The following is an 11799-nucleotide window of genomic DNA, read 5'->3' as shown; positions in this document are numbered from 1 at the left end:
AATGGAGAAAGAATCATTACTCAATTATTTATATCGCTTTTTTGATATCATCGTATTGCTTTTTATTGTATTTGACTTTGGATATGACTTCGAAGAAAATTACAATTCACCTCATGTAATAGGATTAATTTTTTTATCGCTTGGATTATTAGCCTTTAATGCTTTTAAATTCTTTACTTTTAAATACAAAAGCAATAAAAAAGTAGCATTAGCAAACATATTTCTTTTAACAGGTATATTACTGGCTTCTTTTATAGTTTCTATAATCAATTATGATTTTAAAACAGATTACATACTTCAAAAAGTTAAACCTATTCTAGAAGGCGGATTAATTTTTTATTTCTTGCTGAGACTCTTGGTTTTAGTACGCCATATTTATGACATATATTTTAATCCGGCTATTGTTTTTGTTGGAAGTTTCCTCATTTTAGCATTAACGGGTGGGTTTTTATTAATGCTGCCAAGTGCTACCGTTGATGGTATAACTTTTACTAATGCTTTATTTACTGCAACTAGTGCTGTTTGTGTTACTGGACTTACAGTGGTAGATACTGCAAATGACTTTACAATTGTTGGTCAATCTATTATTTTAGTTTTAATACAATTAGGCGGAATAGGAATATTAACTTTTACATCGTTCTTTGCTTTTTTCTTTAGAGGAAGTTCTTCTTTTAAAGAAGGATTAAATACAAAAGATTTTATAGCACAAGAAGGATTACGCGATGTTTTTAGAGCTGCATTAAACGTAGTTATGTTTACTCTTGGAATTGAAATAGTAGGAGCGCTTTTCATCTATTTTTCAGTTGCAGATGTTTCGAGTATTCAAAATAAATTTTTCTTTTCCATATTTCACTCCATTTCTGCATTTTGTAATGCAGGGTTCTCTATTTTATCGGCAGGTTTGTACGATGAAGGAATACGTTTTGATTACATTTTTCAGTGGTGTATCATGATACTAATTATTTTTGGAGGATTAGGACATAACATTGTATTTAATTTTTATCAAAAAATTAAAACTCATGTGGTGGAACTTTTTGATAAAAACATTATTCATAAAAAAGTAAGAATTATTACTTTAAATACCCAAATTGTAATTTACACTACACTATTATTGTTAATTGGTGGTTTTATTTTCTTGTACATATCTGAATACAACAATACATTACTAGAACATAAGTCGTTTTTTGGAAAAATAACAGCCGCTTCTTTCAATGCCGTTACTCCAAGAACTGCAGGATTCAATACCGTTGATTTTACACAAATGAATGTTCCTTCCTTGTTGTTTGTTATCTTTTTAATGTGGATTGGAGGTTCGCCTGCATCAACCGCCGGTGGTATAAAAACTAGTACTTTTGCATTAGCAACTTTAAATATTTTTGCGGTTGCCCGAGGAAAAAGCAGAATTCAATTATTTGGAAGAAGAATTTCGTCTGAATCTACTTCTAGAGCCTTTGCCATTTTGTGTATTTCATTAATAACTATTGGAATTTCAATTGTTGCTTTACTGATTTTTGAACCTAAAGGTACACCTTTATTAACTGTGGCTTTTGAATGTTTTTCAGCCTATAGTACGGTGGGTTTAACTTTAAATTTTACCCCAACTTTAACCGAACCAAGTAAATATGTCTTAATTGCCTGCATGTTTATTGGACGTATTGGAATGCTCAACTTAATGGTTGGATTATTACGAAGATTGAATCATCAATTCTACGAATATCCAAAAGAAAATATATTAATTAACTAAACTTGTCCAAATGAAAATTATCGTATTTGGTTTAGGAAACTTCGGAATGTCGCTTGCCATCAGTCTTACTGAAACAGGAAACGAAGTAATTGGTGTTGATAAAAACATCGAAAAAGTAAATTTAGTAAAAGATAAAATTTCACATGCCATTGCATTAGACTCAACTAATGAATTGTCTTACGAAGCTTTACCTTTAAAAGATGCTGATAAAGTAGTAGTAGCTATTGGTGAAAACGAAGGAGCAGCCATTATTACCACCGCAATTATAAAAAAATTATCAGATGTAAAAATCATTAGTCGTGCCTTATCACCTATTCACGACACGGTTTTAGAGGCTATGGGAATTCATAGTATTATTCATCCTGAGCAAGAATCAGCAGATCGTTTAACCAAACAAATTAACTTCAAATCAACGTTAGAAAATTATCAATTAGATGATAATTTTACGATTTCCGAAGTAAAAGCAAAACCTGAATTTTTTGGAAAAACTTTAGCCGAATTAGATTCTATCGACAAATATCATTTAACATTAGTTACAATCATTCGAAAAAGAGAAAAACGTAATTTAATCGGAAAAAAATCAATTGTAAAAGAAACTATTGGTCGCCCTTCTCCAGACACGATTGTTTTAGAAGATGACATACTTGTGGTTTACGGAAACAATAAAGACATTGAAACGTATTGTTTAGGTCAAGAAGAACATCAAATTAGAAGCTAAATGATTCAAATTCTTTCTACTAAAAAACTCTCCAAAGCATTAAAAAACAAACTTTCTGATGCTAAAATTGAACTTGTAGAAAAGAATTTTATTCAAACTAAATCGATTACATTTGATACACCTCAACTTAACGATTACTTAATTTTTACGAGTAAAGAAGCGGTAAAAAGTGTTTTAAAATCGAATTTAAAAAATGTGTTTTCGAAACCTTGTTTTTGTGTAGGAAGTAAAACCCATAGTTTCCTTAAAAAGAAAGGATTCTCTGTTTTAGAAAGTACAGATTATGCGGAAGAACTGATTCAATTAATTGATTCAAAATATAAAAACCATTCGTTTACATTTTTTTGCGGAAATATTAGAAGAAATACGATTCCCGATTTTTTTCAGCAAAATAAAATCGCATTCAACGAAATTGTCGTATATGAAACGAAACTGAAATCAAGCCAAATAAAAGAATCATTTGATGGCGTTTTGTTTTATAGCCCATCAGGTGTTAATAGCTTTTTGGAAAACAATACATTAAGAAATAAAACGTGTTTTTGCATTGGAACCACCACAGCAAAAGCATTAGAAAATAATCCCGAAGCTTCGGGACATAAAAACATAATAATTGCATCGCAACCCACCGTGGAACATGTAATTGATGAAGTGATAAAATATTACAAATAAAATAAGACCTGATAAGTTTCGAAAAACTGTCAGGCCTAAAAAACAAAAAACATGTTAAAGAACGACTTATTTTTAAGAGCATTAAAAGGAGAAACTGTTGAACGCCCACCGGTTTGGATGATGCGTCAAGCTGGAAGATATTTACCAGAATTTAGAGCTTTACGAGATAAATATGATTTTTTCACCCGTTGCGAAACTCCAGAATTAGCTGCTGAAATTACGGTACAACCTATCCGAATTGTAAAACCAGATGCTGCCATCTTATTTTCGGATATTTTGGTAGTGCCAAGAGCGATGGGAATTGACGTTGAATTAAAAGACAACATCGGTCCGATTATACCAAATCCTATTCGTTCTATGGAACAAGTAAACCAAGTATTTATTCCAGATGTGAATGAATCGTTAGGTTATGTGATGGATGCCATCAAATTGACCAAAGAAATGTTGAACAACGAAGTGCCTTTAATAGGTTTCGCAGGTTCGCCATGGACAATTTTCTGTTATGCAGTTGAAGGTAAAGGTTCGAAAAGTTATGATACAGCTAAAGGTTTTTGTTTTTCACAACCAGAAGCAGCACATACATTACTACAAAAAATTACCGATACAACCATTTTATACTTAAAAGAGAAAGTGAAAAATGGTTGTAATGCGATTCAGATTTTTGATTCTTGGGGTGGTATGTTATCACCTACTGATTATCAAGAATTCTCTTGGAAATATATCAACCAAATTGTAGAAGCATTAGCTCCAGTTACTGAAGTTATCGTTTTCGGAAAAGGATGTTGGTTCGCACTTAACGAAATGTCAAAATCCAAAGCATCTGCTTTAGGAGTGGATTGGACATGTTCACCAAGAAACGCGCGTTATTTAACCGGTGGTGACATCACGTTACAAGGAAATTTCGACCCAAGTCGTTTACTTTCTCCAATCCCAACCATCAAAAAAATGGTTCACGAAATGATTGACGAATTTGGAAAAGACAAATACATCGTAAACTTAGGTCACGGTATTTTACCAAATATTCCTGTTGATCATGCAAAAGCGTTTGTGGAAGCGGTGAAAGAGTATCAAAAGTAGACAGTCTCAGTCTCAGTTTACAAATGAACTGCGACTGAAAACTGCGACTGAAAACTGATTAATATGAAAAACAAATTCTACACCTACATACAAAACCTACAAGATCAAATCTGTAAAGGTTTGGAAGACATTGATGGCGGCACAAAATTTCGAGAAGATATTTGGGAACGACCAGAAGGCGGTGGTGGTCGCACACGTGTTATTGAAAACGGAAACGTTTTTGAAAAAGGCGGTGTAAACATTTCAGCCGTTCATGGCAAATTGCCTGATACCATGCAAAAAATGTTCGGTGTAGGCGAAGCCGATTTTTTCGCTTGCGGATTAAGTTTAGTAATTCATCCCCAAAATCCAATGGTGCCAACGGTTCATGCGAATTGGCGCTATTTCGAAATGTACAATGAGAATGGAGAAATCATCAACCAATGGTTTGGTGGCGGACAAGATTTAACACCGTATTATCTGTTCGAAGAAGATGCCAAACATTTTCACCAAACCTGTAAAACCGCTTGCGACAAACATAATCCTGAATTTTATCCGAACTATAAAAAGAAATGCGATGAGTATTTCTGGAATGCACATCGTAATGAAGCAAGAGGAATCGGCGGTTTGTTTTTCGATTATTTGAAAGAAACCGACACCATGAAAATGGAAGATTGGTACAACTTTGTAACTGAAGTTGGAAATTCGTTCTTACAAGCGTATGTTCCCATTGTGGAAAGAAGAAAAGATTTACCATTTACCGAAGCGCAAAGAACATGGCAAGAAATTCGTCGTGGTCGTTATGTGGAATTCAATTTGGTTCACGATAAAGGAACTTTATTTGGACTAAAAACCAACGGAAGAATCGAAAGTATTTTGATGAGTTTACCGCCACATGTGCAATGGGTGTATGATCATCATCCAGAAGCAGGAAGTGAAGAAGAAAAATTATTGAAAATATTAGCAAAACCAATTGATTGGGTATAATTTCCATTATCAATCATAAATCATAAAATATTATGTTTCCAATACACAGAGGTCGTCGTTTAAGAGTAAACGAATCTATAAGAAGTTTAGTTCGCGAAACCAGCTTGAGTCCAGCTGATTTTATGTTTCCTATGTTTATCATGGAAGGAGAAAACACTAAAGTAGAAATCCCTTCTATGCCAGGAATTTTCCGTCGTACATTAGATTTAACGGTAGAAGAAGTAAAAGAATTATTCGCTTTAGGAATTCGTGCCGTAAACATTTATGTAAAAGTTAGCGATGATTTAAAAGACAATACTGGAAAAGAAGCTTGGAACAACAATGGTTTGATGCAAAGAGCCATTCGTGCGATTAAAGCGGCTTGTCCAGAAATGATTGTAATGCCAGATGTGGCTTTAGATCCGTATTCAATTTATGGTCATGATGGTATCATCGAAAAAGGCGATGTGGCTAACGATGCGACTAATGATGCTTTGGTTAAAATGGCGGTTTCTCACGCTCAAGCGGGTGCAGATTTTGTTGCGCCAAGTGATATGATGGATGGTCGTGTTTTACGTTTACGTCAAGGTTTAGATGCTGCGGGATTTCACAATGTGGGAATCATGAGTTACTCGGCTAAATACGCGTCGGCTTTTTATGGTCCGTTTCGTGATGCTTTGGATTCTGCTCCAAAAGACGCAGATGTGGAAGTTCCTAAAGACAAAAAAACCTACCAAATGGATTACGCTAATCGCATCGAAGCGGTTAAAGAAGCGCTTTGGGATGTTGAAGAAGGAGCAGATATGGTAATGGTAAAACCTGGGATTGCCTATTTGGATATTGTTCGTGAAGTTAAAAATGCAGTGGATGTTCCCATTACAGTTTTCCATGTTTCAGGAGAATATGCCATGATTAAAGCGGCTTCAGAAAGAGGTTGGTTAGATCATGACAAAATTATGATGGAGCAATTAATGTGTATCAAAAGAGCAGGTGCGAGTTTGATTTCGACTTATTTTGCTAAAGAAGCGGCAATTCTATTAAATAAAAAGTAATGTGACATTTGTCACAAATTAAGTGAAATCGATAGCGTAATTTTATCGATATTTCTAAATCATATCAAAATGAAACTTATATTAAAATCTTTTTCCGTTTTTGCTTTAGCTATTTCCTTAACGAATTGTGGTGAAAAAAAAGAAACCGATAAATACGGAAATTCAGTTGAAGAAAATACTGAAACCATATCTGAAACTACGGTTGATCCATTATTTGCTAAAGGACAAGAGCTTTTTGAAGGAAAAGGAACATGTACCGCATGTCATAAACCCGACACAAAAGTAGTGGGTCCGTCAATAAAAGAAATTGCAAAAATTTACAAAGAAAAAGGCGCTAGCATTGCAGCTTTCATCAACGAAGAAGGCAAACCTATTGTAGATCCATCGCAATATGAAACCATGAAAACGAATTTTGCTATTACTAAAGCCATGACAGCTGAAGAACGCAAAGCATTAGAAGTATATATGATGAGTTTTGAGTAAACGTTACTCAACTACCAATTTAAAGCCCACGCGCGGAATGTTTTCGATTCTCACGTGGGTTTCTTCTTTTATTATTTTTCGCAATCTTGAAATAAAAACATCCAAACTTCTGCCAAGGAAATAATCATCACTTCCCCATAATTCTATTAAGATTTTTTCGCGTTTTAAAACGGTGTTTGGATTGTCTAAAAAAAGTTTTAATAACGATGCTTCTCTCTCTGTAAGTGTTATATTTTGATTTTCATTCTTTAATAAATAATTCTCTGGTTCAAATTGAAAACTCCCAAAAGTATATTGTTTTTGATGCGAATTATCGGTTGATTTCTGACTTCGATTTAAGAAAATTTCGATTTTTAAAATCAATTCTTCAATTGAATATGGCTTTACCAAATAATCATCGGCTCCCAATTTCAAACCTTTAATTCGGTCTTCTTTCATTGTTTTAGCCGAAAGAAAAATAATCGGAATTTCTTGATTGCGTTTTCTAATTTCTGTAGCGATTTCAAAACCATCCATATCAGGTAACATAATATCTAAAACACACAAATCGAAAGATTCTTTACAAAACATTTGAAAAGCCTCTTTTCCATTATTACAATGAGTAACTTCAAAGTGTTGTTCTAAATTATCGGCAGTTAAAAACGCTAAGGTTTCGTCGTCCTCAACATACAAAATGCGCTTTTTACTCATAATCGTTTTTATTTATTTGAAGGGTTATTGTAATCCCTTTTTCTTCGTTATTTTTAGCTTCTACTTTCCATTTATGCCATTCACAAACGCGTTTCACATACGATAATCCGATTCCAAACCCTTCAATATCTTTACTATCTTCTCTTGCCACACGATAGAATTTATCAAAGATAAACGGCAAATCGGTTTCTGGAATTCCAGCTCCATTATCTGAAAATTTCAAAGCCAATCCTTTTGTATTTTCTTGCGATTGAATTTTAATTTCAGGATTTAGACCCGAATACTTCACTGCATTATCCATGATGTTATAAATCACATTGTAAAAATGAAATTCATCGGCTTTAATAAAATAGTTTCGCTCTAATTGAATATCAATTTTAATCTCTTTTTGATGTTTTAGAAATATATTTTCTCTTACTAATTCGAGCAAAATTTGTAAATCTACTTTCGCTTTTTCTAACTCAATTTGTTTGCTTTCTGTTTTGGCAACATACAAAATTTTCTCTATGTGTTGATTTAACTTGTTACTTTGATTAATAATAATCTGCATATATTTTGATAATCTAGGATTGTCGATGATTTCCTTTTGAGTATTAGCATAATTTGAGGCAATTAAAATGGAAGCCAATGGTGTTTTAAATTCATGCGTCATATTATTGATGAAATCTTTCTGCAAATCAGTATATCTTTTTTGTTTCAACATTAACAAAACTGAGTATACATAAATTATTAGAACCAAAAACAAAACGCCTGTAAAAATCCAATATTGAGATAAACTTTTAAAATATGTTTGTTTAATATTTGGAAATCGTACGGCAAAATAATAGGTTAAATCGGTATTTTTAGAGAAACAATCTGCACAAAATTTAGAAGGTTCTTTCCCTTTCGAAGAAACATAATTTCCATAAACCATAGCGTCGGAACTACAATCATATATGGCATATTCATAATCTAACTCCAGTTTTACTTTTTCAAACTCGTTTTTTAAATATTGTTCTAAAATAGTATTCTCAAAAACATCGTTTACATTAACTATAAAGTAATTTTCAGAAACCTTTTTTATTTGATTACCTATGGGAAGCTCCTTTTTATTGTCTTTATAAATTTTGTTTACCACATCTTGTAAAGCAAAATGGATTTTATCTTCCACATCTTTCTTTTCAAAAATATAGGCCTGATTAAGTAAAAACAATTGCATAACAATTACGCCCACAATTGCTAAAAAACCAATAAAAATAACGATATTAAATCTACTAAACTTCATAATGAACTCGATATTACAAAAAAAGCAACTACTAAATCACCCGTTAACATGTCATTAACAATCATTAAAATCTAATTAACAAGAGAAAAATAAAACTTTTTTAGTTTTGTATCAACAAATTTAAAATAACTAAAAATATTATAGTGTATGAAATCAATTAAATTATCAATCGTTGCTTTATTTGTAGCTAGTGCTTCATTTGCACAAACAAAAGAAGCTAAAGTTGAAACAGCAAAAGCAATGCAAGTTGCACCAGCAGAAGTTAAAACCCCACCAGCACCAGTTCAATCTGCAATCAAATGGGATCAAGAAATGCATGATTTTGGTGATATTGAAAAAGGGAAACCAGTAACTTACAATTTTACATTTACAAACACTACTAAAGAAACTGTGTTAATTACTAATGTAAGACCAGCTTGTGGTTGTACTGCTGCAGATTACACAAAAACACCTATTAAACCAGGAGAAAAAGGAATGGTTGCTGCTACTTTTAATGCTGCTACAGGTGGAATGTTCCAAAAATCAGTAACTATTACAACAACTGAAAATGGAGTTGAAGCTGTTAAAACTTTATCTTTCAAAGGAAAAGTATTAGAACCAGCGACTGAGAAAAAAGAAGAGATTAAATCTTAACAATATTATTAATTCAGCTTTTTACATCTTATTAAAACCACCTAAATATCTAGGTGGTTTTTTTATATTTACAAAATGAAAACAGCTATTATAAAAACTCCTCTAGGTTACACAGAAATTCAAGGCGATGAAAATGGGATTTCGAAAATTCATGTAATGGATGAAGAAGTAGCTATTTCAATTGAAATTCCAAAAGAATTAAAAACGGCTGTTTTAGAACTTCACGATTATTTTAGTGGAAAGAGAACTACTTTTACATTTCCAATTAATCCTTCCGGAACCGAATTCCAGAAAAAAGTTTGGCAAGAATTACTTAAGATCCCTTTTGGAAAAACCTGTTCTTATTTAGATTTATCGAAAAAATTAGGCGATGTAAAAGCCATTCGAGCTGTTGCTTCTGCAAATGGGAAAAATCCGCTTTGGATTGTTGTGCCATGTCATCGCGTTATTGGAACTTATGGTTCTTTAACGGGTTATGCAGGTGGTTTATGGCGAAAAAAATGGTTACTTCAACATGAAAATCCAGTTAAACAAGAAAGTTTGTTTTAGATTTTTATTAAATCAAATCACTTTTTGCTACTTTTATAACGCAATCTTATATAAGTAGCCATGAAATTCCTCCTAAAATTCTTTAAATGGTTCGCTATTGTTTTAGTGAGCATTATTATTTTAATGTACATTTTTAATGTAGATTATCTTTTGAGAGCCGTTAGAACCATTTATTTTAAAGGTTATACTACTGCTTTTTTAGAAGATTATAAAGAATTTCCGAATAGAGAAATAAAAAAAGGACTTGCTCAACCTTGGGCAATAGCCTCAGATTACAATTCCATTCCGGCTACAGAAGTCTTAGCTAAAAATCATAAAGAATTAAAAACAGTTGCTTATTTGATTATTAAAAATGATAGCATTTGGCATGAAAGCTACTTTGATGGTTTTGATAAAAACTCAAAATCCAATTCCTTTTCTATGGCAAAAAGTATTGTTACCATGGCCATGGGAAAAGCTATCATGGAAGGAAAGATTAAAAGTTTAAACCAAAAAGTTACCGATTTTTTTCCTGAACTAAAAGGAAAATATGCAAAAGAAGTAACTATAGGCGATTTATCTTCAATGGCATCAGGATTGAGTTGGGATGAAAAATATTACAGCCCATTTTCAATTGTAACAAGAGCCTACTTTGACGATGATTTAAAAGGTGTTATTCTTGGATTAGACATTAAAGAAAAGCCTGGTCAATCTTTCAAATATTTAAGTGGTGCAACTCAATTGTTGGCAATGTGTGTTGAAAAAGCCACTGGTGAACATTTATCTGATTATGTTTCAAAACATTTTTGGCAACCTATGGGAGCAGAAAATGAAGCACTTTGGCAATTAGATGAAGCTCCTGATGGAATTGAAAAAGCATATTGTTGTATTGCTAGTAATGCAAGAGATTTTGCGCGTTTTGGTAAATTATATTTGAATGATGGAAAATGGAACGGCAAACAATTACTCGATAGTGCATTCGTAAAAAAATGCATCACTCCTCGTTTTGAAAAGAGTCCACAATATGGTTATGGCTGGTGGATGCATACTATCTCGGGTAAAGATTTATACTACATGCGGGGTCATTTAGGACAATTTGTAATTGTAATCCCAGAAGATGAATTAATAATTGTACGGTTAGGACATTTAAAAGGAGTTCAAACTAATGAAGATCCGCATAGTAACGATTTGTATGTATATGTAGAAGAAGCGTATAATATGTTAGCACAAAGAAAAAACAGAAAATAACTATTAATCAATTCCACTCCCTATGATTGAAAAAATTAACTTGAATAATATCTTGTTTCTTGATATTGAAACGGTGCCCGAATATCATAATTATCGAGGTTTAGATTCCGAAACACAACAACTTTGGGAACAAAAAACGCAATACCAACGCAAAGATGAAGTTTCAGCAGAAGATTTTTATGAAAGAGCTGGGATTTGGGCTGAATTTGGAAAAATCATTACCATTTCAGTAGGTTACTTTGTAAATAAAGCCGATATAAGAAATTTTCGTGTAACTAGTTTTTGGGGTGAAGAAAAGAAAATTCTACAAGATTTTTCTAACTTATTGAATACGCATTTTAATGGAGCCCAACACGTTTTATGTGGACACAACTCCAAAGAATTTGATATTCCTTTTATTGCTAGAAGAATGATCATCAATGGAATTGCTCTTCCAGATAAATTGAATTTATTTGGTAAAAAACCGTGGGAAGTTCCTCATTTAGACACTTTAGAATTATGGAAATTTGGCGATTATAAACATTTTACATCGCTAAAGCTTTTAACAAAAGTGCTTGGAATTCCATCTCCAAAAGACGACATCGACGGCAGTGAAGTAGCACACGTTTTTTATATAGAAAACGACATTGATAGAATTATCACCTACTGTGAAAAAGATGTAATTGCCGTAGCACAAATTTTCTTAAGATTAAGACGAGAAGATTTATTAGTAGAAGATGAAATTATACATGTATAAAAAAGGGAGCTA

General features: G+C 32.6%; 13 protein-coding genes. 11 read left to right on the top strand and 2 right to left on the bottom strand.

The window, feature by feature from the left end:
* The first annotated feature begins 1 nt into the window (after nucleotide 1).
* The 7 genes from V7P59_RS01290 to V7P59_RS01260 all read left to right on the top strand — a co-directional run bounded on the left by V7P59_RS01290 (nucleotide 2) and on the right by V7P59_RS01260 (nucleotide 6688).
* The gene (locus V7P59_RS01290) at nucleotides 2–1744 is read left to right on the top strand and encodes a TrkH family potassium uptake protein (protein WP_333807900.1); all 1743 of its coding nucleotides are present in this window, start codon (nucleotides 2–4) and stop codon (nucleotides 1742–1744) included.
* A 10-nt stretch (nucleotides 1745–1754) separates the two neighbouring features.
* Nucleotides 1755–2462 carry a potassium channel family protein gene (locus tag V7P59_RS01285; RefSeq protein ID WP_333807898.1) on the top strand — a complete coding sequence of 236 codons (708 nt, stop codon included), beginning with the start codon at nucleotides 1755–1757 and terminating at the stop codon, nucleotides 2460–2462.
* On the top strand, nucleotides 2463–3131 hold the full coding sequence (locus tag V7P59_RS01280; protein ID WP_333807897.1) for a uroporphyrinogen-III synthase: 669 nt from the start codon (nucleotides 2463–2465) through the stop codon (nucleotides 3129–3131). It abuts the gene before it with no gap.
* A 51-nt stretch (nucleotides 3132–3182) separates the two neighbouring features.
* The gene (gene hemE / locus V7P59_RS01275; RefSeq protein WP_333807896.1) at nucleotides 3183–4208 is read left to right on the top strand and encodes a uroporphyrinogen decarboxylase; all 1026 of its coding nucleotides are present in this window, start codon (nucleotides 3183–3185) and stop codon (nucleotides 4206–4208) included.
* Nucleotides 4209–4271: 63 nt separating this feature from the next.
* A complete protein-coding gene (gene hemF / locus V7P59_RS01270) occupies nucleotides 4272–5174 on the top strand; it encodes an oxygen-dependent coproporphyrinogen oxidase (protein WP_333807894.1) in 903 nt (300 codons plus the stop codon).
* Nucleotides 5175–5206: 32 nt separating this feature from the next.
* Complete coding sequence (hemB, locus tag V7P59_RS01265) at nucleotides 5207–6205, top strand: porphobilinogen synthase (protein WP_333807892.1); 999 nt, start codon at nucleotides 5207–5209, stop codon at nucleotides 6203–6205.
* A gap of 69 nt (nucleotides 6206–6274) precedes the next feature.
* On the top strand, nucleotides 6275–6688 hold the full coding sequence (locus V7P59_RS01260) for a c-type cytochrome (RefSeq protein ID WP_333807891.1): 414 nt from the start codon (nucleotides 6275–6277) through the stop codon (nucleotides 6686–6688).
* A 3-nt stretch (nucleotides 6689–6691) separates the two neighbouring features.
* Here V7P59_RS01260 and V7P59_RS01255 read toward each other — a convergent pair whose 3' ends face one another.
* Together V7P59_RS01255 and V7P59_RS01250 are read right to left on the bottom strand one after the other, a co-directional pair.
* Nucleotides 6692–7378, bottom strand: coding sequence for a response regulator transcription factor (locus V7P59_RS01255; protein WP_333807890.1), 687 nt, complete (start codon nucleotides 7376–7378; stop codon nucleotides 6692–6694).
* Nucleotides 7371–8642 (bottom strand): sensor histidine kinase, encoded by a 1272-nt coding sequence (locus V7P59_RS01250; protein WP_333807888.1) that lies wholly within the window; start codon nucleotides 8640–8642, stop codon nucleotides 7371–7373. Before V7P59_RS01250 ends, V7P59_RS01255 begins: the two co-directional genes overlap by 8 nt.
* 147 nt (nucleotides 8643–8789) lie before the next feature.
* Here V7P59_RS01250 and V7P59_RS01245 point away from each other — a divergent pair, with 147 nt between their 5' ends.
* The 4 genes from V7P59_RS01245 to V7P59_RS01230 all read left to right on the top strand — a co-directional run bounded on the left by V7P59_RS01245 (nucleotide 8790) and on the right by V7P59_RS01230 (nucleotide 11787).
* Nucleotides 8790–9275 carry a DUF1573 domain-containing protein gene (locus tag V7P59_RS01245; protein WP_333807886.1) on the top strand — a complete coding sequence of 162 codons (486 nt, stop codon included), beginning with the start codon at nucleotides 8790–8792 and terminating at the stop codon, nucleotides 9273–9275.
* A 75-nt stretch (nucleotides 9276–9350) separates the two neighbouring features.
* On the top strand, nucleotides 9351–9824 hold the full coding sequence (locus tag V7P59_RS01240; RefSeq protein WP_333807884.1) for a methylated-DNA--[protein]-cysteine S-methyltransferase: 474 nt from the start codon (nucleotides 9351–9353) through the stop codon (nucleotides 9822–9824).
* Between the two features lie 60 nt (nucleotides 9825–9884).
* Nucleotides 9885–11051, top strand: a complete 1167-nt coding sequence (locus V7P59_RS01235; RefSeq protein ID WP_333807882.1) for a serine hydrolase domain-containing protein — start codon at nucleotides 9885–9887, stop codon at nucleotides 11049–11051.
* A gap of 22 nt (nucleotides 11052–11073) precedes the next feature.
* Nucleotides 11074–11787 carry a 3'-5' exonuclease gene (locus tag V7P59_RS01230; RefSeq protein ID WP_333807880.1) on the top strand — a complete coding sequence of 238 codons (714 nt, stop codon included), beginning with the start codon at nucleotides 11074–11076 and terminating at the stop codon, nucleotides 11785–11787.
* Nucleotides 11788–11799 lie beyond the last annotated feature (12 nt).

Origin of the sequence: Flavobacterium sp., assembly GCF_036782315.1 — a bacterium.
In the GTDB taxonomy this organism is placed as follows: Bacteria; Bacteroidota; Bacteroidia; order Flavobacteriales; family Flavobacteriaceae; genus Flavobacterium.
The sequence above is the reverse complement of the archived record's forward strand: the minus strand, read 5'-3'. Positions and strand labels throughout refer to the sequence as shown.